This window comes from Kamptonema animale CS-326 (assembly GCF_028330895.1).
Taxonomy (GTDB): Bacteria; Cyanobacteriota; Cyanobacteriia; order Cyanobacteriales; family Microcoleaceae; genus Kamptonema; species Kamptonema formosum.
Genome location: NZ_JAQMUA010000064.1, coordinates 1 through 21,637, shown reverse-complemented (window position 1 = coordinate 21,637; position 21,637 = coordinate 1). Strand labels below are relative to the sequence as shown.

Annotated in this window: 21 protein-coding genes; 14 read left to right on the top strand and 7 right to left on the bottom strand. The window is 42.7% G+C overall.

All coding sequences use genetic code 11. The features are described from left to right. Positions 1-98: 98 nt before the first annotated feature. Positions 99-2,174, bottom strand: a complete 2,076-nt coding sequence (locus PN499_RS03925; RefSeq protein WP_272030394.1) for an FAD-dependent oxidoreductase — start codon at positions 2,172-2,174, stop codon at positions 99-101. A gap of 129 nt (positions 2,175-2,303) precedes the next feature. On the opposite strand from PN499_RS03925, the gene PN499_RS03920 reads away from it, so the two are divergent. Together PN499_RS03920 and PN499_RS03915 are read left to right on the top strand one after the other, a co-directional pair. Further along, the gene (locus PN499_RS03920) at positions 2,304-2,633 is read left to right on the top strand and encodes a hypothetical protein (protein WP_007354580.1); all 330 of its coding nucleotides are present in this window, start codon (positions 2,304-2,306) and stop codon (positions 2,631-2,633) included. 533 nt (positions 2,634-3,166) lie between these two features. Beyond that, the gene (locus PN499_RS03915) at positions 3,167-5,122 is read left to right on the top strand and encodes a sensor histidine kinase (RefSeq protein ID WP_272030393.1); all 1,956 of its coding nucleotides are present in this window, start codon (positions 3,167-3,169) and stop codon (positions 5,120-5,122) included. A 218-nt stretch (positions 5,123-5,340) separates the two neighbouring features. Here PN499_RS03915 and PN499_RS03910 read toward each other — a convergent pair whose 3' ends face one another. After that, positions 5,341-6,438: a M23 family metallopeptidase gene (locus PN499_RS03910; RefSeq protein WP_272030392.1), complete on the bottom strand. Its 1,098-nt coding sequence runs from the start codon at positions 6,436-6,438 to the stop codon at positions 5,341-5,343. A 72-nt stretch (positions 6,439-6,510) separates the two neighbouring features. On the opposite strand from PN499_RS03910, the gene PN499_RS03905 reads away from it, so the two are divergent. Next, the gene (locus PN499_RS03905) at positions 6,511-7,212 is read left to right on the top strand and encodes a phosphatase PAP2 family protein (protein ID WP_272030390.1); all 702 of its coding nucleotides are present in this window, start codon (positions 6,511-6,513) and stop codon (positions 7,210-7,212) included. A gap of 319 nt (positions 7,213-7,531) precedes the next feature. Here the strand turns inward: PN499_RS03905 and PN499_RS03900 are convergent, their stop codons facing one another. The 3 genes from PN499_RS03900 to thrC form a co-directional block, all read right to left on the bottom strand. Then, positions 7,532-8,173, bottom strand: coding sequence for a TraB/TrbI/VirB10 family type IV secretion system protein (locus PN499_RS03900; protein ID WP_272030389.1), 642 nt, complete (start codon positions 8,171-8,173; stop codon positions 7,532-7,534). 208 nt (positions 8,174-8,381) lie between these two features. After that, complete coding sequence (locus PN499_RS03895; RefSeq protein WP_272030387.1) at positions 8,382-9,365, bottom strand: N-acetylglucosamine kinase; 984 nt, start codon at positions 9,363-9,365, stop codon at positions 8,382-8,384. Positions 9,366-9,439: 74 nt separating this feature from the next. Next, a complete protein-coding gene (thrC, locus tag PN499_RS03890; protein WP_272030386.1) occupies positions 9,440-10,738 on the bottom strand; it encodes a threonine synthase in 1,299 nt (432 codons plus the stop codon). 565 nt (positions 10,739-11,303) lie between these two features. On the opposite strand from thrC, the gene PN499_RS03885 reads away from it, so the two are divergent. After that, positions 11,304-13,526, top strand: a complete 2,223-nt coding sequence (locus tag PN499_RS03885) for a sensor histidine kinase (protein WP_272030384.1) — start codon at positions 11,304-11,306, stop codon at positions 13,524-13,526. 132 nt (positions 13,527-13,658) lie between these two features. On the opposite strand, the gene PN499_RS03880 is transcribed toward PN499_RS03885, so the two are convergent. Further along, positions 13,659-14,588, bottom strand: a complete 930-nt coding sequence (locus PN499_RS03880) for a calcium-binding protein (protein ID WP_272030383.1) — start codon at positions 14,586-14,588, stop codon at positions 13,659-13,661. Between the two features lie 169 nt (positions 14,589-14,757). Then, positions 14,758-14,919 (bottom strand): hypothetical protein, encoded by a 162-nt coding sequence (locus PN499_RS03875; RefSeq protein ID WP_272030382.1) that lies wholly within the window; start codon positions 14,917-14,919, stop codon positions 14,758-14,760. 130 nt (positions 14,920-15,049) lie between these two features. Here PN499_RS03875 and gor point away from each other — a divergent pair, with 130 nt between their 5' ends. The 10 genes from gor (at position 15,050) to PN499_RS03825 (ending at position 21,617) form a co-directional block, all read left to right on the top strand. Beyond that, positions 15,050-16,393, top strand: coding sequence for a glutathione-disulfide reductase (gene gor, locus PN499_RS03870; RefSeq protein WP_272030381.1), 1,344 nt, complete (start codon positions 15,050-15,052; stop codon positions 16,391-16,393). A 37-nt stretch (positions 16,394-16,430) separates the two neighbouring features. Continuing rightward, complete coding sequence (locus tag PN499_RS03865; RefSeq protein ID WP_334311651.1) at positions 16,431-16,658, top strand: opioid growth factor receptor-related protein; 228 nt, start codon at positions 16,431-16,433, stop codon at positions 16,656-16,658. A gap of 299 nt (positions 16,659-16,957) precedes the next feature. Next, positions 16,958-17,182, top strand: coding sequence for a DUF433 domain-containing protein (locus PN499_RS03860; protein WP_272030380.1), 225 nt, complete (start codon positions 16,958-16,960; stop codon positions 17,180-17,182). Then, positions 17,179-17,511 (top strand): DUF5615 family PIN-like protein, encoded by a 333-nt coding sequence (locus PN499_RS03855; protein ID WP_272030378.1) that lies wholly within the window; start codon positions 17,179-17,181, stop codon positions 17,509-17,511. Before PN499_RS03860 ends, PN499_RS03855 begins: the two co-directional genes overlap by 4 nt. A 125-nt stretch (positions 17,512-17,636) precedes the next feature. Continuing rightward, positions 17,637-18,242, top strand: coding sequence for a hypothetical protein (locus PN499_RS03850; protein WP_272030377.1), 606 nt, complete (start codon positions 17,637-17,639; stop codon positions 18,240-18,242). A gap of 302 nt (positions 18,243-18,544) precedes the next feature. After that, positions 18,545-19,135 carry a sigma-70 family RNA polymerase sigma factor gene (locus tag PN499_RS03845; protein WP_272030376.1) on the top strand — a complete coding sequence of 197 codons (591 nt, stop codon included), beginning with the start codon at positions 18,545-18,547 and terminating at the stop codon, positions 19,133-19,135. Further along, positions 19,132-19,545, top strand: a complete 414-nt coding sequence (locus PN499_RS03840; RefSeq protein ID WP_272030374.1) for a hypothetical protein — start codon at positions 19,132-19,134, stop codon at positions 19,543-19,545. The genes PN499_RS03845 and PN499_RS03840 overlap by 4 nt, the downstream gene beginning before the upstream one ends. A gap of 30 nt (positions 19,546-19,575) precedes the next feature. Then, positions 19,576-20,058, top strand: a complete 483-nt coding sequence (locus PN499_RS03835) for a Spy/CpxP family protein refolding chaperone (protein WP_272030373.1) — start codon at positions 19,576-19,578, stop codon at positions 20,056-20,058. Between the two features lie 137 nt (positions 20,059-20,195). Further along, entirely contained in the window at positions 20,196-20,882 is a 687-nt protein-coding gene (locus PN499_RS03830) for a YqiA/YcfP family alpha/beta fold hydrolase (protein ID WP_272030372.1), read from the top strand. 27 nt (positions 20,883-20,909) lie between these two features. Continuing rightward, the gene (locus PN499_RS03825; protein ID WP_272030370.1) at positions 20,910-21,617 is read left to right on the top strand and encodes an ROK family protein; all 708 of its coding nucleotides are present in this window, start codon (positions 20,910-20,912) and stop codon (positions 21,615-21,617) included. Positions 21,618-21,637: the final 20 nt, after the last annotated feature.

Sequence of the window (21,637 nt, the reverse complement as noted above, 5' to 3'; positions counted from 1 at the left end):
GCTTCGCTCGCAATGACAGATAGCAATTAAATCTCACCTTCTAAAATTTGATTAACTGTTAGATTAAGTTCGCCAATTACCTATTACCCATTACCAATTTAATTTTGTGGTCTTCCGATCCCGTCAGTAATAGCATAGTTAAAAGCCTTTAACCATAGCCAAAAAGAAGGATAGCGAGACTCCAACCAAGGCTGAGTTTTCCGAGCCAAATTAGGAAGCCATCCAAACAGCCAACTTGCCAAAGCAAGTAGAGTAAAATTAAGATAACTCCGCAACCAACGTAGAATATCTTCCAGATCCACAAAATCCAAAATCCAAATTAGAAGAGAGGGATTTTTGAGGGCTGCTTTGATAGCAAGTCCATTAAAAGTTAACCAATCAACCCGGTCTTTGATAAACTTTTCTGCAACTGCGAGATCGGTGCTAGCCAAAACGCCGAAAAATGTATTCAAAATCGAATTAATCCGCGCTGGTGGTAAGAAACAGCCAGTCGGTACCATCATCCCTTTAGAAAATAGCCAAGTCACAGAGACATTACTCTGATAAGCGCGAATTTGGTTTAAATGGTGGGCCTCAAGTAAATCATGCTTTAAAGCAGCATCCAAAAGGTCAGTTAAACGGGAGAGATTGCGAACTAAAGAGCCAAACCCAGTGAAAACTAGAGGAGACTGAAGAGAAGCTGCATCACCGATCGCGATTAGTCTATCAAAAGCAACAGTGCGATCGCGACTTCCCGAACTAAAATGCCCCGGAATGTAACCAAAAGTCGGCTTTTTCCATACCAACTTGTCTAAATCGCAACGACGATACTCTGGTAAAATCGCAAAAAAGTCCTCATAAAGCTCCAATAAAGAGCCGGGATTGTCAGCATTGACCTGATGGTAATGAAACAAATAGATCGTAATTTCCGAGCCCGCACCAGGGAATAATTCCCAAATTAATTGACGGCCTCGCGAAATATCCCCATGAGAATTGAGTACATCCCCATAATCAGAATCCCATACTCCCCGCTCAAAACCTCCGTCAATTACCGCTCCTACAGTCGGACAAACACTATCAAAAGTGTGCTCTCCGTTAAGTTGCCAAGCAATAGGAGAAGCACTCCCCATCGCATCCACCAGTAGGCGACCACAAGCTTGTCGCTGAGATTGGCTGGGCTGATGATAAGCCTGAACTATAACTTTTTGAGGTTCCACATCTGCACGGATGAAATCAGTTTCGTCCCAGATTTCACCACCAGCTTCAGTGAACTTAACTCCTGATAAATAGAGCAGTTTTTCAGCATCTAGGGCTACATTTAGCACCCTTGGCGTATGTAGGACTTGAGCTTTTGCGATCGCGGGATTGTTGGCATCAAAAAACTTGCTATAGCCATCTTTGTACTCTCTGGCAATGAAACTTTCGACTTCCGCAGCCGTAAACAAACCTAAATTAATTAACTTTTGGAGTTCATCGCGAGAAATATTCCACTCTCGATTCATCCTACCAAAAGGCAACCTTTCTAACAGCAGCACTTTGTAGCCCAACCGAGCCATAACAGCCGCATGGATGATGCCTAAAGCGCCTCCCACATAAATCAAATCATAGAAACAAGAATCAGAGTCCGCCTCATTCCCTCTTCCTTCTTCCTCTCCTCCTCTTCCTTCTTCCTTCTTCCTTCTTCCTTCTTCCTTCCTAAACACCACCTGCTTAGGTGTTTGAGGATTGCGAACACCTTCTCGCCAACGCTTTTCCCACCAATAAACGCGCTTGAGGTCATATTCCCCTTGAGGCATTTTTTGAAAGTATTGGACAGTAAGGGGATAGTGGGGGGCCAAGGCCTCAAAAATCGACTGTTGGGATAAATCGATGACTGGTGGTTCTGGATATTGATAGGGAAATTGATTTCTCACAGACACTGTGAGGCGATCGAGAAACTGCATTTCACCGTTAGCGGGTTTATTGTCCAGGCGAAATACTTTTAAGTATGTGGTTCGCTGCACTGACCACAGGAAAACGGAAAGTTCTACCGATTCAGGATTGGCAACTTCTGCTGTTGTTGTTCCTAAGAGTAAGCGAAAGCCGTCAGGAGTAATAATTTTCTTGCCAACTCCAGGCTCAAATTCTTGCTGCAACCAACTGCATACAGCGTTAGTCTTAGGAGTTGGGATTTCTAGGTAGAGAATTTCTTGCATTTTACAGTCTCAAACGTGAAATAAATTCATAAAAATAGGGGTTGACACAGGAGAAAAGTGCGCTATACTCCACAAATACTAAGTTGTTTTTAGAAAAGTTTACAATTCTCTCATATTCTTACATTTTTTATGCGCGATACTCAAGTTCGCTCCTCATTATCCGATGCCTTGGACGGCGGGGGTAAACCGTCTCATCAGCCGTACCCTGCTGCGGCGATTGCCATAAATTATCCCATCCCTACGAACCCTCAAGAAATGGTTGCCCTACGACAACAGCGGGTGAATGAGGAAGTGGTGGCAACTGCGATCGCAGGCGTTATTAATATAGCCCGTTCTAGGCAACAGTCTTTAGATGAACTCAAAGCTGAGGTGCTAGAGGAGGATAATCTTCTGGATTTGTCTCAGCGCCGTCGCTTATGGGACATTGTTTCTCAAGCTTGGGACAATTTGCCCAGTTAGAGCTATAACTGATTGAAGAAGGGGCTAGGGGCTAGGGGCTAGGGACTAGGGAAGAATAGAATAATGGAAGGAGGGAAAAAGGGAATAAGTAAATCCACCTAATTAAACATAAGATAAGTATGGCTAAAAAACTGACTTTATAAACATTCTTCCTTCTCTCCTAGATAACTAAATCCTTCTCTCGTAGATAACTAAATCCTTCTTCCTTCTACTTAGAATCAGCAGACTTCGGTAATGAATGAGGGTTTTCAACACTTTGGTGGTTGCTATCACATATATTTACTTAACCCAAACTTTGACACAAAAATTTAATTTTTTTTGAAAAACTTTAAATTTTGCAGCATAAATCCTTCGGGCAGCCTAAGCCAAGGCAAAGGTTATAATAGCTTTACATGGGGTAACATATCCAAGTTTATTACACTTACCTAGTTAGACTTGAACCAATCTCTAATTATTATCCGCTTCAAAGACCTTCTTAACTTATTAGGAAAGAGGTGCTTTTTGCTAAATTCATCATTAAAATGCCAACATTTATGAGCTTTAGTAAAGTTAGCCAGGTTCATAATAATTTTCAGGAAGAACAACGAAAAAAGAGAAAAGTAACTACTCTTTTACTCCTGGCAGGTTTCACTTTGATAGTCAGTGCTGCTGCGATCGCTAGTTATCTGATTATCTATGAATTGCTGCTGGACACTTCCAAAGAAAAAGCTTTATTAAAAGTTCAGCAGGGTAGTGGGGAAATTGATAAGTGGTTAGAAACCCGGAAAGCAGAAATAGCAACTATTGCTGACACACCAACTCTAGCAACTATGGATTGGAATGTCGTTGAACCCTACCTTAAATCCCAGGTCAAACGGATCGAGGAATATCAACAGCTTACTATGGCATTTCCTGACGGTTCTCGATTCAATACACAAGTAGGAAAAGCTAAGGGAAGTATAGCCGATCGCCCTTTTTTCATATCAGCAATGGCGGGAAAAGTCACAGCTAATGACCCGGTGATTAGTCGTTCCTTGGGAGTAGCCCAAATCCAAATTGGTGCTCCAATTGGCTCACCAGAAAAGCCATTAGGAACATTATCAGGTGCTATCCCCATCGATCGACTTATTAAAGTCGTTCAAAGTCTGCAACTAGGTCAAGGCAGTTATGCCTTTGCTCTCAACTCCCAGGGTCGAATAATTGCTCATCCAGATCCGTCTTTAAGAGGAACCACAGAAAAACCAGCGACTAGCTTGCTGGAAAGTAAAGACCTTTATTTAGCAACTCTCGCGCGACGGATGGTGAACAAAGAGCAGGGAATTGAATTAATCAAAGTTGATGGCCTCTGGCAATATGTAGCTTATACCCCTTTAAAGCAGGTAAATTGGTCTGTAGCTTTGGTCATTCCGCGTCCAATCATTGAATCTTCGCTCGATGCTTTGAATATCCTAACACTAATTTTAGGGAGCGTACTAATAGTAGCAATTATAGGAGGATGGAGACAGGTACAACTATCTGAAGAAGCACAAGCAAATGCGAAGGAAAAATCCCAACTTTATACCCAAACTCAGGAACAAGTCGAACTTCTAAATCAATCCCTGGTTCAGCAGAAACAGATGGAAAATCAACTGCGGCAGCAAACTGAATATTTAGAACAAACACTGATGGAATTACGACAGATCCAAGGACAACTTATCCAAAGCGAGAAAATGTCCTCTTTGGGTCAACTGGTAGCTGGGATTGCCCATGAAGTGAATAATCCCGCAGCTTTTATTTACGGTAATTTATCTCATGTCAGCCAGTATACCGAAAATTTATTAGATCTAGTAAAACTCTATCAACAGCATTATCCCCTGCCTGTGTTAGAAATTCAAGCTAAGTCAGAAGAGGTCGATCTAGAATTTCTCAGCGAAGATTTATCGAAATTACTTACATCTATGCACGTAGGTGCGGAACGAATACGTGATATTGTCAAATCCCTACGGAATTTTTCGCGGTTGGACGAGTCGGAAGTCAAGGCGGTGAATATCCATGAAGGTATTGACAGCACCCTGATGATTCTTCAGAGTCGCTTGAATGCCAGCCCCAAATATGCTGGGATTGAAGTTATCAAAGAGTATGGTAATCTGCCGGAGATCGAGTGTTATGCAGGGCAACTTAACCAGGTATTTATGAATATTTTGACGAATGCTCTGGATGCTTTAGAAGAGCGGCATCAGGGGGAGGAAAAGATAATTAGGATTACTACAAGTCTCTATAGATCGGATCGAGTTAGAATTTCGATTGCGGATAATGGCTGCGGCATGACAGAGGAAGTAAAACAAAGACTATTTGACCCATTTTTTACAACTAAACCCGTAGGTAAAGGTACGGGAATGGGGCTATCTATTAGTTATCAAATTGTGACGATAGAGCATAGAGGGCGATTGTATTGTATCTCAGAACTAGGAGCAGGAACGGAATTTTTGATTGAAATTCCACTGCATCAAAAGCTAGAGACTAGCAATTAGGGGCTAGGGGAAGAGGGCAATAGAATCAATAGCTTCGCCGTGACTTCTAAGCCGAAAGGTTTTAGCTAGACATAAACGAAGTGGGCGATTGAAATCGCTACTCCACAAACTTTCGTCCGCACTTCGACAAGCTCAGTGTAGACACTTCGGCAGGCTCAGCGAACCCTACCCAGACTAAAGAATTAAGGGGTATTAAACCGGATTTGGTATAAGATTAATTAACGCAATTCCACTTGTCGTTTCAAGTCGATCAACACTTTATCTCCCCGTTTCAATTGGTACTGAGCCCGCCAAATTCCAGGGGTAAGTGTGGAGTTTCCCCGATTCCTTTTGCCAACGTAACTAAGCCAGGCGCGGTTAGAGGATTTGATTTCATTTGTATTCTCTCCAATGATTTGACCATTGGGGCCTAACAACTTGTAATATTCGCGATCGCCCTGAAGCACTCCAAAAGCTTGCACCCAAAACAAAATAGCGGGACTATTTACAGGAAGTACGGTTTCGGCAAATTTTCCTTGCCAGACAGCATTCATATCTGGTGCTTGAGTAGAAAAGCCAGCCCGGATTAAACCTGTGGGTACATAATTTAGTGGCAAATCCCAAAGTGGGTTGCGGGTAACTTTGCAGCCAGACTGAGAATCTATACCTACAAACGGGTCTACCGCCTTGCCTTGGTAGCGGATAGTTAAGTGAACGTGGGGAAAAGAGGCTAAACCAGACTCTCCCACCATGCCCAAAACTGTGCCTTTTTCTACTTGCGTCCCAGATTTAACGACAACACTGCCTTTGCGGAGGTGGCAATATTGAGTTTCCCAACCGTTACCGTGATCGATTACCATCCCATTGCCGCATTCAATGCCTTCGACTTGGGTTTTAGTGGTTTGATCGTCTACTCGCCGATCCTCAACCCCATCTCGCGATCGCAAGACTTTGCCAGCAGCAGCAGCTTTAACGGGTACGCCTAATGCCATCGCTTTCTCATCGGGGATGCCGAAATCTATACCGTCATGGCCGTCGTAGGTTTGGCGGCCGCAACCAAAGTCAACGGCTGCGGGACTAGGATCTCTGTCTACATAGTGGAAAATGTAACAGTCCTTGCCCAAAGTGCAGCCAATGGGTGGGGCAAATTTTAGCGTTGCTGAGGATGTATTGGGTTGTTGGGCAACTTCCGAAGGTTGAGGCGATCGCACAACAGTTGCTTCAACCTGCGGTGGATTAGCAGTAGTGCTGGTTGTCTTGCCAAAGCAGCTAGAAAGAACTACTAGCGTAACGGCTAGGAGGAACTTAGAAATATATTTCTTGGATAGTGAAATCATGGATCTATCTACTTGATTTAGCAGGTATCGTAAAAGAGGAACAAAGCAATCTCTACTCAAAACTTCCCCTAGATGCGTTCTAAACTTTTATCACTTCTATCATTGCTCACTACAATTCGGCTGGTGGGACTGGCGACTGCGGCTTTTGCCCTGTGGGGATTTGCCCAGATCGCAGAAGAAGTCCTGGAAAAGGAAACCCAGGCCTTTGATACAGAAATTTTACTGAGTCTCAGAAGCTTGCATACTCCTGTACTCAATCAAATTATGGTCGGTTTTACGTATTTGGGACAGCCGAGTTTGCTGCTAGTGATTTGCCTCAGTTTGGGGCTGGTACTCCTACTACGCAACCACCGTTCAGAAGCACTGACTATTGCGATCGGGGCACTAGGGGCCGTTGGCTTAAACACCTTGCTCAAAAAACTATTTGCCCGTACTCGACCTCTACTATGGGAACGAATAGTTGATGTCCGCTTCTACAGTTTTCCCAGCGGTCACGCCATGATGTCAATGGTAATTTACGGTTTACTGGGCTATTTTCTGGCTAGTTACTTCCCCCGGTGGCGGTGGTTAATTGCCATTTTGACAGTGCTGTTAGTGACAACTATCGGTTTTAGTCGGATGTATCTCGGCGTTCACTGGCCTACTGACGTGATTGCAGGTTATATAGCGGGATTTGTGTGGCTGATTACCTGTATTATCACTTTGGAAATATCCAAGGAATTGCAAGCTCAAGGCTTGATTTCTAATCAAAAGTTTATATCTTCAGATAATTGATAATGGGTAATGGGTAATGGGTAATGGGTAATGGGTAATTGGTAATTGGTAATCGGTAATTGGTAATTGGTAATTTACGACTTACGTAGGTCGTCCCAGAAACCGGGTTTTTGAGAGAATCTGTGGGTGAAAACGAAGTATTTTCGTCAAAAAACCCGGTTTCTTTGGTTTGGTGCGTAAGTCCTGTAATTGCTAATTATATCATGTCCTAGCGATTGCCCATGATGACGATCCCTTTGTACCAATACTTTTAGGGATTTTTATTAATGGTAATCGACCGGACATGATATTACCCATCTTCCCCATCTCCCCCATCCTCCTACCGTAAAACGAGCTCAGAGCGTACTGTCAATCCTAAGTCTTGTTCGGGGCGAATGACGACGACATCAACTTTTTTTCTGCCGAACAATACTCCCGCGATCGCGCCAATTCCTGCACCGCCTAAGACTTCTTCAGTGGCGATCGCTTTGTCTCCCGTAATCCCTGAAATCGCCGCCGCCGCCGCCGCACCAATTGCTGCGCCCTTAACAATCGAACCTGTATTAGCTCCCCTCTCTATACTTTCGGTTCTGGTGACAACTCTGGAATTGGCGTTAATACGGTAGCGTTTATTGCGCCCTAAAAGCAATTCTCTAGCAATAAATTGGGAACCTCTTCTAGCAGGTTGTAGTTGACCGACAATTTCACTGCCAGCGGGAATCAATACTCTACCTTGGGACGATCTAATATCTCGCGCCACTGTGAGGGTTAAAGGTGCAGTTTCGTCGGGAGTGACGATAATTTTATCCTTTTCGTAGTTAACTGGGATAGTAGTGCCTGCTGGAATTCTGGCATCAATGTATGGTGAAATACGTTGAGCTGTAGCGGGAGCAGGCGCAACATTTGGTGCAGCCGCTCCAATTACGATTCCTATTGCTAATATTGCCACTGTTCGGGAGTGCCATTGATTAGAAGTAAACATGAAAAGTGTCTCCTTATTACAAGCAATCTAAAGTAATTAAAGACGCACGGCTGATAAATTAGTTGCTGAATTGAGTGTTAACTGTTAACTGCTAATAAACGTAAGGTGGGCGCTCGCCGCAAAAATCTTGTCACGAGTAGCTAATATGGTTTCGGCGAGCGCCCACCCTACAACTGTTAACGGCTAATTAAGAGAAATACCTACCCCATTAAGAACTGTTATATCGATTGAGAGCGCTTATTGCTAACAGCCCTGCACCACAGGCCGGTTCATGGCGCGGCCAAATTATGGTTGCGAAGGGAGCGATCGCGCTTATAGAATCTTCAAACTTCTCCCGCAAATTTGCCGTACCTTTCCACGCACCTCCTATAGTAACAATTTCATAAGCTTCTGTTTTGTCAAACAGGGCTGAGATGGCTACTTTTGTTGCTAAGGCTAATTCTGTGGCGGCGTTGTTAATAATATTTAATGCTATGCGATCGCCTGCTGCTGCTTCTCTGTCTACAATTGGTGCTAAGGCTGCAATTTCTTTAACTCCCCACCCACGCCGATACACTACTTCTACTAAATCTTCTATGCTTTTAAGATTAAGATTAATTTTAAACTGTTCTGTGAGAGTGGTAAATTCTAAGCGCCCGTCAAAAGATTTTAAAGCTGCTTTTAAGCCTTGAATTGCTATGTCATAACCGCTACCTTCATCGCCTAAAATATATCCCCAGCCGCCGACTCGTTTAGTTTTTCCCTGATGGTTTTGACCAAAAATATGAGAGCCTGTACCTGCAATCACAGCTATGCCTATGGGTTTGCCAATACCGCCGACTAAAGCAATTTGGCTATCATTACAAATTAAGGTAGTTTCAGGTTTTAATAAAAATTTAATTGGTAAGTTGTTGCACAATTGCAACTGCGTTACCAAATCTTCTACAATATCTTCTACAATTTTGATATCTTGGGGACGACCAACACCTGCCAAGCCCAAACAAATTGCTTTTATAGGTAAATTTTGCTCTACTTTTGCAGCTAAAACTGCGTTTTTTATGGCGAGTTGAATCGATTGTTTTGCTGTGTCAACTCCTACACTTTGATAATTAGACGGGCCCGCCTCACCGCGTCCAATAATTTTACCAGTTTTGTCCATTAAGACGCAAGTAGTCTTAGTGCCACCGCCGTCGATTCCCAATACATTGCTCATGGTGATTGGTAATTGGTAATTGGTAATTTGCTGTTATTAATATTACCAATTACCAAAAATTTGGATGGTGATGATTAGACGCTCACTTCTTGCCATTCTAAGCGATCAAGCGTCCGAGCACGTTCTAGGGCACGCTCAAATGCTTCTAATTTCGGCTCTAGGGTGATGGGTTCGCCGATGTATCCTTGGACGGCTTCTTGGGTTTTCAAGCCGTTGCCGGTGATGTAGGCGACGGTGGTTTCTTCGGGGTCAATTTTGCCAGCTTCTACGAGTTTTTTCAAGACTGCGATCGTAGTTCCGCCTGCGGTTTCGGTGAAGATACCTTCAGTTTCCGCTAATAATTTCATGCCTTCGATGATTTCGGCATCGCTGACGGATTCGATATTACCGCCTGTTTTCCGGGCAATTTCTAAGGCGTAGATGCCGTCTGCGGGGTTGCCGATCGCGATCGATTTAGCAATTGTATTCGGCTTCACTGGCGTTACGAAATCCCGTTCTTCGCGGAATGCTTGAGCGATCGGCGAACAACCGTCTGCTTGAGCTCCGCTAAACCGGACTTTCTTTCCTTCCACTAAGCCGACTTCTGTAAATTCTTGAAAACCTTTGTAAATTTTAGTGAAGAGAGAGCCAGAAGCTAAGGGAGCGACGATGTGATCGGGCAATTGCCAGCCTAACTGTTCCGCCACTTCATAGCCAAGAGTTTTAGAACCCTCGGAGTAGTAGGGACGCAAGTTGATATTGACAAATCCCCAGCCGTGTGTATTGGCTACTTCGCAGCAGAGGCGGTTAACTTGGTCGTAGTTACCATGAACTGCCATTACCGTTGGGTTGTAGATCAGAGTGCCTAATATTTTGCCCGCTTCCAAGTCGGAGGGGATGAAGACACAACAATCTAGACCGGCGTGGGCTGCGATCGCCGCTGTAGAATTAGCTAAGTTGCCAGTGCTAGCACAGGAAACAGTAGTAAAACCCAATTCTCTAGCTCTGCTGAGAGCGACTGACACCACTCGATCTTTGAAGCTGAGAGTGGGCATATTCACAGCATCATTTTTAATATAAAGATTTTTTAGACCCAGGCGGCGAGCTAAACGGTGAGACTTAAGCAGGGGAGTCATACCCGTGCCGACATCAATAACATTATCTGTAACGACTGGTAAAAAGGAGCGGTAGCGCCAAATCGAGTTAGGGCCAGCTTCGATAGTTTGGCGGGAAACGGTGCGACGAATAGCATCGTAGTCGTATTTAACCTCCAGCGGCCCAAAACACAGGTCGCAAACGTGCTTAGCTTCGAGTTCATACTCTGCGCTACATTCTTTGCACTTGAGGCTGACAGCAGTTGCTGATGTGGATTTGGTTTTGGTTGCTTGGGTCATGGGTGAACTCCCTACTTTCTACGGTGGTTTTCGACTCTGTGTGGATAGTAACACGAGCTCAAAATGTTGTCAAACATACCCGACAAAAAAAGTCGGGTATAGTTTTATTCACAAATAAAGGATGAGCCTGATAACCCAATACTTCAAGGCGAAAGCCTTAATAAATCAATACTTCAGAAAATTCTGTAACGATAATGACAAAAAAGAGCTCTTGTATCTAGTTGACTTCATCCCCCTCCGATCAATTAAAAATTAAAAATTAAAAATTAAAAAATTAAAGCCTACAATTTTTAATTTTGCGTTTTTAATTTTTAATTGATTAAGTTGCCCCCATCCCCCCTGCCCCCCTGCTCCCCCTCTCCCCATCCCCCATCTCCGTATCTCCCGCATCCCCTTAGAGAAAGGTATTATTGAGCAATCGCCCTCTAAAAGATTGGCAGTGAAAGATTTCTCCTGAGTTCCGGCTTTAGGACTAATCGTGGAGAAGCATATATACTGAGCAAGCCTTTTCTCTCACTGTCAACCTGAATACAGATATGACAGGAGTATCCAGGCAGGAAAAAAGATGAAACTTCGTCATAAGACACTATTAATAATTGGTGTAACCCTCGCTGGATTAACTAGCGTTCTTTACTTCACATCCTCAACAATCCTTCTGAGGAGTCTCAACAAAGCTGAAGAACAGGAAGCTCGTCAAGTTGTGAATGGAGTGCTGAGCGTATTTAGCCAAACGGAAAGTGACTTTAACTCCCGCTTTGCTGATTGGTCAGCGTGGGATGACACATATACTTTTATTCAAGATGCTAACAAAGAATATATTAACTCGAATTTAGCGCCCGAAGCGCTAGGAAACTTAAACGTAAATCTTGCCTTGTTTATTAATACTTCTGGCAAGACGATCTACGGTACTGGTTTTGACACCAAAAAGGGCGAAAATACACCGATACCAGAGATATTAAAATCCCACCTAAATGTTAACGATCTTCTGTTAAAACATCCCAACCCCCAAAGCAAGCGTTCTGGCATTATTCTGCTGCCTTCAGGGCCGATGCTGATTACTTCACAACCGATTCTAAATACTCAAGGAACAAGCCCAATCCGAGGTACGCTGATCTTTGGTCGAAATCTAGATGCTACTGCCATTAATCGGTTGTCTAAAATTACCCGCTTTCCCCTCACCGTTCATAGTATTAATGAGCCTCAGCTACCAGCAGACTTCCAGCTTGTACGAAATACTCTATCTGATAAAAAACCAATTTTAGTACGCCCCATAAATGAAAATTTACTGGCAGGATACGCCCTACTCAAAGATATTTATGGTCAACCAGCACTACTATTGCAAGTGAATATCCCTAGAGAAATCTATCAGCAAGGTCAAAGGAGTTTATACTATTTGCTTGCCTCTGTAGTCTTAGTGGGGGTAGGGTTTAGCGGCTGTATTATACTGCTATTAGAGCGCCAAGTCTTGTCTAGATTGAGCTATCTGACACGAGGGGTGAACCGGATTAGCACTAGCAAAGACCTCTCGCTCCGCTTGTCTGTGGCTGGTAGAGATGAATTATCGAGCCTTGGTAGCACTATTAATGGAATGCTAGCGGAGATCGAGCAAGCTGAGAGCGAACAAATAGAGGAAAGAGCACGCTATCGCGCTGTAGTTGAGCAGGCCTCGGATAGTATTTTTTTGTTTGATGCTAAAACTAAACACATTTTAGAAGCTAATACAGCTTTTATAAATTTACTGGGCTATACTCTTAATGATATTTTGAATCTCACTGTTTACGATATTACTGTCCACGATAAAGATACAGTTAACCGCAATATTGAGCTGTTGATCAGAAGAAAACAGCGCAGGCTAGGCGAAGTGATTTACTGCCGCCGAGATGGTTCTCTTGTTGATGTTGAAGTGAATGCTAATTTGATTTCTTACGGCGGTCGAGAAATTATTTGTACCGTTGTCCGCGATATTACTGACCGCAAACGGGTACTAGAAGAAATGTATAAGGCTAAAGAAGCTGCTGAAGCTGCCAATTTAGCCAAGAGTCAATTTCTTGCTAACATGAGTCACGAGTTGAGAACTCCCCTCAACGCGATCATTGGCTATAGCGAGATGTTGCAAGAGGATGCTGAAGATTTAGGTGAGGAAGAATTTGTTTGCGATGTGAAAAATATTTACAAAGCAGGCAAGCATTTACTGGGATTGATTGACGAAATTCTGGACTTATCTAAGATTGAAGCAGGCAGGATGGAGATGGAGTTGATGACGTTTGATGTGAGGGCTACGATCCGAGATGTAGTAGCAACTGTTGAGCCGCTATTGATCAAAAATGCTAATCGCCTGAATGTACAGTATGGAGAAGATATTGGATCTATGCACTCAGACCAAACGAAAGTGCGACAGATTTTGTTTAATTTACTCAGTAATGCGGCTAAGTTTACTCATGACGGCACGATTTCGCTGACTGTGAATAGGGAAAGAGTAGCTATTGAATCAGAAAAGTTGAAAAAGCAGGAATCAGATGTTGAAAATGATTTATCTAAATCTTTAATTGCTGATTATGATTTTTTAATTTTTAATTGCACTGATACTGGTATCGGCATGAGTTCAGAGCAGTTGCAAAGGCTATTTCAACCTTTTATGCAGGCAGATCCTTCAACTACGCGCAAATACGGTGGTACTGGTTTGGGGTTGGCGATCGCGAAGAAGTTCTGCGAGATGATGGGAGGAGAGATTACAGTAAAAAGTGAGTTGGGTAAGGGTTCAACTTTTACTGTAATCATACCAGCCTGAAAAAGAGGGAGCGGGGGAGCGGGGGAGATGGGGAGGATGGGGGAGATGGGTAATTAGCCATTAGCCATTAGCCATTAGCCATTAGCCATTAGCCATTAGCCATTACCAATTACCAATTACCAATTACCACTTTTACCCTAAACCTAGTGTTCGATCTGAGATAGATACAAACTTAAGTTGTTCGGGAGAGATATTCTTGACCATGCCTAGAATATTGCCAGTGCTAATTTCCCTAATTACTGACACCTTAATATTTTCTGTTTGAAAATCGGCTGTCCTTGGAATTCCTAAAGGGAAAGGGCCCCTGCTGTCAAAATCTCTGCGATCGCCAATTGTTAAAAACCTTTCCGTGACAACAATATCGTCCTGTGTCATTCCTCCAGTCAACCCGATCGCATCTCCAGAACCAGGAGTGAAGTCTAAAATAAAATCGGCAATAACTGGGTCAATAATAAACTGATCGTTATTAGACCGGGGTTGAAGCGAACCAACTTCTTGATTGGGGACGGCCGAATCTTTCGATAGCACAAAAATATCTTCACCTGCACCTCCCCAAAGCTTATCGATACCCCCATCACCTATCAGGGTGTCGTTATCTTCCTCACCTACTAAATTGTCATTGCCTTTGCCACCGCGCAACACATCGTTTCCTTCATTTCCAATAATATAATCGTCTTCTTTATTCCCGTTGAGAATGTCGTTGCCAGTCCCTCCATAAAGTTGGTCAAAATCTATACCGCCTCGCAAAGTATCGTCTCCACCGCTACCAACTAAGGTGTCTTCGCCTGCATTTCCGTTGATTAATTCGGGCTCGTCAGATCCTTTGACAAAATCATTTCCAGCTAGAGCAATTAAACCTCCTGGAGTAGAACGTAGAATGCGAGGTGCGAGAGAAACTATGTCCTCATCATTTGTGAGGTTAAAAAAGTTGGGGTCGAATAATGGGTCATCTGCTGGGTCGATGGGGGGAGCGGAGATTAATCTGATGTTGGCAGGATCGAGAAATCCTGTATCAGGGTTGATCTGGGAAGCATTGATGTTTTCTGATGGTTGTTTTGACATGATTTATTTCCTGATTGAAATATTTGGTTGGTAGTTTTTTGCTGACAATAACCATTTTAAATTAAAGAAACCGCGAGGATGGCGGCGTTACAAATATTTTTGCGTAAGTCCTGAGTAAATGACCTCGGAATGATAGCAAATGGCAGAGATCCCGTAAGTTTTGTTAGATTTAATCTTGGTTAAAAACTTTGGCAATAAACAGCAAAAGTTGAGAGTTGAGGATGGTGACGGCAAAAAATGTTACATTTTTATATATGTTTTGATGGTCTATTGTGGTATTATTTAAATAATGGGATGGTGGCAAAAATAAAATTTTTGGACAGATTTCCATTATAAAATAATATCATGTCAAGTTAATAAATGCAAGTGGTTTTAGCAGAAAAAATAAAATTTTTGAGAGACAATTTAAAAAAATCAAGAGCAAATTTACTACAATCTTAATAGTAGAGGAGATAACAATTATGACATACGATTATGACTTGTTTACGATCGGCGCGGGGTCTGGAGGATTGGCGGCTTCTAAAAGGGCGGCTAGTTATGGAGCGAAAGTTGCGATCGCAGAAGGGGATCTCGTCGGGGGTACTTGCGTAATTCGCGGCTGCGTACCCAAAAAGCTGATGGTCTACGCTTCTAGTTTCTCGCACCTTTATCAAGATGCGATCGGTTACGGATGGAGTGAAGTTGAGAGTAGCTTTGATTGGCTAAAACTCGTAACAGCCGTAGATAACGAAGTCCGCAGATTGAGTAAACTGCACATCAGCTTGCTGGAAAAAGCCGGAGTTGAATTGATTTCGGGATTCGCCAAATTTGTAGACCCCCACACTGTCGAAATTGGCGATCGCAAAATCACAGCAGAAAAAATCTTAATTGCCGTAGGTGGCGAAGCAGTCAAACCCGACATTCCCGGAATAGAACACAGCATCACATCCCGCGAGATCTTCTTGCTAAAAGAACACCCAAAGCGGATTGCAATTTGGGGTGGCGGCTACATTGGCGTTGAATTTGCCTGCATTATGAACGGGTTAGGAAGTCGCGTTAGTCAAATCATCAGGCGAGACTTAATTTTAAACGGTTTTGACGAAGATATCCGCTCCAACATTCAAGAAGGAATGACTAAACATGGGGTAGCATTTTTGACAGAAAGCGCTGTTGAGCACATTGAAAAAACATCAGAGGGTTTAAAATTAAGATTGTGGGGAGCTTGCCAAGGAACAATAACAGTAGATGCTTTACTTTGTGCTACTGGCCGCAGTCCAAATTTAGAGGGATTGGGTTTAGATAAGGCGGGAGTTGAGACAGTCTTAGGCGCGATCGCAGTTACAAAAAATAGTCGTACCAGCCAGCCTCATATTTTTGCCGTTGGAGACTGTACAAACAGGATAAATTTAACACCAGTTGCTATTGGCGAAGGTCGAGCTTTTGCCGATACTGAATTTGGCAATAACCCTAGAGCGATTAGTCATAAAAATGTAGCTTCGGCGGTGTTTTCTCAACCAGAATCTGCTAGCGTTGGTCTGACAGAAGCACAAGCGCGAGTAAAATTTGGGGATTCAATCAAATGCTATAGCAGTAAATTTCGTCCCATGTTTCACAGTTTGACTGGTGCTGATGAGAAAACATTTGTTAAGTTAATAGTTGAGGAAAATACTGACATAGTTTTGGGAGTTCACATGGTAGGAAAAGACGCTGCGGAGATTATTCAGGGTATGGCGATCGCAGTTAATATGGGAGCTACGAAGAAAGACTTTGATGCTACCATTGGCATCCATCCATCCACAGCGGAAGAGTTTGTAACTTTGAGATAACTTATATAATTAATGTAATGATCGGGGAAGTGATGAGATAGAAATTACAAAATCAGATGAATACTCACAAAGAAAAACTGAATGGATTAATAGATTTGACCACAATTACTTGAGAATCACGAGAATCCTCACAAGTTTGACAATTCTGGGATTAAGACCCTATGCTCAAGCCTTCTTAAAATGTTTAGATGATATTTACAAAGAAGAGGTCAAACATATAGGAAATGAGACTTATACTTACTGGAAAAATGCTCTTTTTATCTGATTCACATCAATAGTCCGATAGGTTTTAGAGAAACTGCCCAAACCGTCATTCTACTGTTAGTGATGTAAGATTGATTAAGGGAGAGTGCGATCGCAATGGTCGGACTTACGAATCTGTTGGTTTACAACTATAGCAGATTGTGGTATTATAAATTGAGCCAGTTTATCCCGAACTCACGCAGGAGATGGTCACGGCGTAAGCAGGCTAAGAGAGATGCTACAATAGCTCAATATGAGCGATTTCCCTCACACAAGGCTAAATACAAGACGTGCCGGTATAATTGCATTAATTATCACCTTATGAATTATCACAACATCATTACAATTGAGCCAGGAAAACGCAGTGGCAAACCCTGTATTCGGGGAATGAGAATTACAGTCTACGACATCTTAGAGTATTTAGCAGGTGGCATGACAGAAGCAGAGATTCTGGAAGACTTTTCTGAACTTAATTCGGAAGATATCAAAGCCTGTCTTGCTTTTGCTGCTGACCGTGAGAAAAAGTTATTCGTAGCATCCCTGTGAAACTATTATTAGACGAAAACCTTTCAGACCGGATTATTGCCAAGATTATTGATTTGTATCCCAATTCCGATCATGTCAAGAATTTGGCACTTACGAATACTGATGATGCGATTATTTGGGACTATGCAAAAGTCAATAACTTTGTGATTGCTTCCAAGGATTCTGACTTTCATCAACGTAGTTTACTGTATAGTCATCCACCCAAATTTGTCTATCTTCGGATTGGTAACAGTCCTACATCAAAGATTATTCAGATTTTGAGAGATAATTTTGATACTATTATCCAATTTGGAGATAGTGAAACCGAAAGTATCCTAGTGTTGGCGTAGAGTGAACTAGCGATGCCTGCGGTTGGCTACGCCTACGCAACGGCCGCACTTATGAATCTATTGGTTTACGACTATAAAAAATTATGATAGGATAGTTTGTAAATATTTATTTATAAAGGTTACTTATGGATAGCGCATTTCAGGCAGTAGGGAGCGCATTTCAGGCAGTAGGGTTGGCTGTGGGTGTATTTGATCGCATGGTCGAAAAGTCTGCTCGGAAACAACAATATAAGTATGAGCAAAAAATGAAAGAGTTAGAAATGATTTCTAACTCAAATTTGCGAGATCAGTATATTTATGAAATGTTGCTGGATAAGTTTTTAGCTCCGATAGAGGAAGCACAAAATAAAATCCAAAATACAGCAAAACACGCTCAATATTTAGGTGAAGTCGTAAGTTACTATTATCGAGATCATAACTTATCTCAAGAGGAGGCTAAGATTCTTTGTAGTGAGTTGCGGAGTCTGGCTGTAAAAATCACAAACGCAGAAGCTTTACATGAACTTAAAATAATATATGAAGCAATCACTGATTTTGTAACTCTGACTGCACAGTTTCAGCATCAAGAGCGCAAATATTCAATTAGCCGAGCAATCCGCAAAAACATATTAGATCCTTTGAATACTTGTATTGCAAAACATCAGAACTTTCAAAGACGAATTGAATGTTACAATACTTTGGAAATCTTTGGAAAACCAAGGTTGGAAGGCAATTCTCAGACTACTAAATAAAAAAGAAGAGGTGCGGACTCCACACCCTTAAAAAATCCAATCAAAAAAGACTTCTCATCACCAACTACACCCCAACAGGCGCAGCCAACTTAGCAATCATCGCAGGATCGATCGCGATTCCTAACCCTTCAGCCACACGGCGACCATAATTCACATCAGCCCGGAAAAAATGACATAATTACCGCTGTTACCCAGGTATCTTACCACTCTGGTCATTGCTGCTAGATCTGAGATTGAACCTTTTTTCGAGATCCACTGTCTAAACCCGCAAGATATCGAAACTGGAGAGGGAGACTCTGCTGGTGTTAGCTGTGCCAACCGATGCCATACCTGGTTACTCTGACTCGTACCTAATTGCTCAGTGCTTGGAAGGCGATCGCACCTGCTTTCGCCACCTGTACAGACGCTATCAAAACAAAGTCAGATCGACCCTTTACCAACTCTGCGGCCAATTCTTCTTAGATGATTTAGTGCAAGAGGTATTTTTACGAGTCTGGAAAGGACTACCGAAACTCAAACAGCGAGACAACTTTTCCACTTGGCTCTATAGAATTACCTGGAATGTTGCTGCCGATCAAAGGCAAGCATTTGCCCAGCAGCGGTTGTTTAATACTAAACTGACAATAGAGGAAAATCTTAGTGTGGATGCCAACTCAAAAATCTCAGTAGACTTTGATTTAATGCAGATACACTATCAAGATTTAGTCAAGCGAGGCTTAGAAAAACTCAGCTTTGAACACCGCAGTGTTTTAGTGCTGCACGACTTAGAAGACCTTCCCCAAAAAGACGTTGCTCAAATTTTGGGAGTACCTATTGGAACTGTTAAATCTCGACTGTTTCGTGCTAGAGCTACTGTGCGGGAATTTTTACAACAAGAAGGAGTGCAGCTATGAATGAACCAATTAGCGACCAAAAATTAGTTAGCTTTTTGAAGCAATATCGTCCAATTCTTCCTGAAGAAGCACCAGATTTAGAGCAAAGAATAATGGTGGCTATAGAAGGAAAAAGCTTAGTTACAAATAGAGATAAAGATACAATTAAAAATTCACCTATCTTATCGCTATTTGCTAAGGGGAGAGCAAAAATCAAAAATCGCTTGTGGATATTTCCCCCTGCTATTGCTGCTAGCTTGTTAGTTGCTTGGTCTGGCTATCATACTCTAACTCCTACAAGACTTAGTGCTACTGAAGAAGCTCATCTAGAAGCATTTCTTCTCAGTAATTGGGATGGAGGTGTAAGCGATTCTAATTTGCTGCCGATGACAGTTCCAACTGACAACCAACAATCAACAACTAACAACTAACAACTAACAACTATCAAATAGGTGACATTCATGTTATTGCGCCGTTTTTCAGCTTTAGCCTTTTTAATGCTCTCTCTAGGGAGCACTGCCGCGATCGCAGTTCCTAAATTACCTCAAACAATTGCTCAAGCTCCACAGGAGCCAGGCCCTCCCATGCGCGATGGCGGGCAGTTGTTTGAGAAACTGAATTTAACCGCAGATCAAAAGCAGAAAATGCAGGCAATTCGCAATCAATATAAAGACCAAATTACTCAGCGCCGAGAAGCAATGCGTAAATCTCGACAAGAGTTAATGAATATGATGAGCGGTACTGCTTCGGAGAGTCAAATTCGTGAAAAACACCGTCAAGTTTTAGCGGATGGACAGCGGATGGCAGAGTTGCAATTTGATATTATGCTGGCGATGCGGGAAGTTTTAACCCCAGAGCAGCGCCGTCAATTGGCACAACTAATGCAAGAGCGTCGGGAGAATGTTACCAATCGGAATAGAGGTGGAAATAGACCTCAGCGGTGATAGGTAGAAAGCAACATTTACGCGACTTACACATTAATATCGTAACGCCCCTTTCTCAACGGTATCTTTACCTCTGGGAGCGCGGCGTTACAAACAGTTTTGCGTAATTCCTATAATTAGGTGGAGCTACTTATGTCATGAATCAGGAAGATTATTGTAACTATATTTATCTGCACGGGTTTGCTTCTAGTCCTCAGTCTGCCAAGGCAGAATATCTGAGCGATCGCTTTTCCGAGCTAGGAATTAACCTGAAATTACCCGATCTCAATCAAGGTGATTTTTCCCATCTGACTCTAAGGCGACAACTGCAACAAGTTGAGGCTGAATTTTCACAATTAGAAAAATCTCAACTTAGTATTGATAAAGGGAAAATTGGATTAATTGGTTCTAGTTTTGGTGGGCTAACAGCAGCAATTCTGGCGCAGCAAAATACAGGAGTGCAGCGGATAATTTTACTAGCACCAGCTTTTGGGTTTTTATCACATTGGTTGCCGAAATTAGGAGATGAGCAACTTGCTAAGTGGCAGTCAGAAGGATATAGCTCTGTGTACCACTACAGCAAAAATCAGTATCTACCATTACATTATCAATTTGTTATCGATATGGCTCAATATCGAGATGAAGATTTGCAGCGCCCCCTGCCGACCTTAATTTTTCACGGGAAAGATGATGAAGTCATACCAATTCAATCTAGCAGAGATTTTGCCGCTCAACGTCCTTGGGTGCAGTTAATCGAATTAAATAGCGATCATGCCTTGACAAATGTTCTTCCTGAAATTTGGGAGGAGATGCAAAATTTTTGCCAATTCAAAGTTAAAATCTGATTAACTTATCTGTTTGAGTACGACCAAATGACAACACAAGATAAATCTGTTCGCACTCTCGCCGTTGATATTGGCGGTAGCGGCATCAAGGTGATGATTTTAGACGAAGAGGGCCAACCGATCGCGGAACGAGCGCGAGTGGAAACACCGGAACCGGCTAAACCGGAACCCGTACTCGCTGCGATCGCATCTTTAGTTGCCCAACAAGGCGAGTTTGAGCGCGTGTCTGTGGGTTTCCCTGGCGTAGTTTCCAACGGTATTACTAAAACCGCCGTAAATTTAGACCCGGATTGGGTCGGATTTGACTTTGGAAATACTCTTAGCGATCGCTTAGGTAAACCAGTCAGGGTTGTCAACGATGCGGATATGCAGGGAATGGGGGCAATTTCTGGTCATGGCGTGGAATTAGTCATTACTCTTGGTACTGGTTTTGGTTCGGCCCTATTCGTGGATGGCAAATTAGTACCCAATTTGGAAGCGGGACACCATCCTTTTCGCAAGGGAGAAACTTACGAACAACAGTTAGGCCGCGCGGCCTTAGATTCAGTCGGTCAAAAAAGGTGGAACCGTCGTTTGGAAAAAGCGATCGCTACTCTTCAAAATCTGTTTAATTGCGACTGTCTTTATATCGGCGGTGGCAATACTAAAAAAATTACTTTGGAGTTGCCACCAAATGTTAAAGTTGTACCTAATGTGAACGGGTTATTGGGAGGTATTGTTTTGTGGAAAGATTAGATTGCTAATGGCTAATTGCT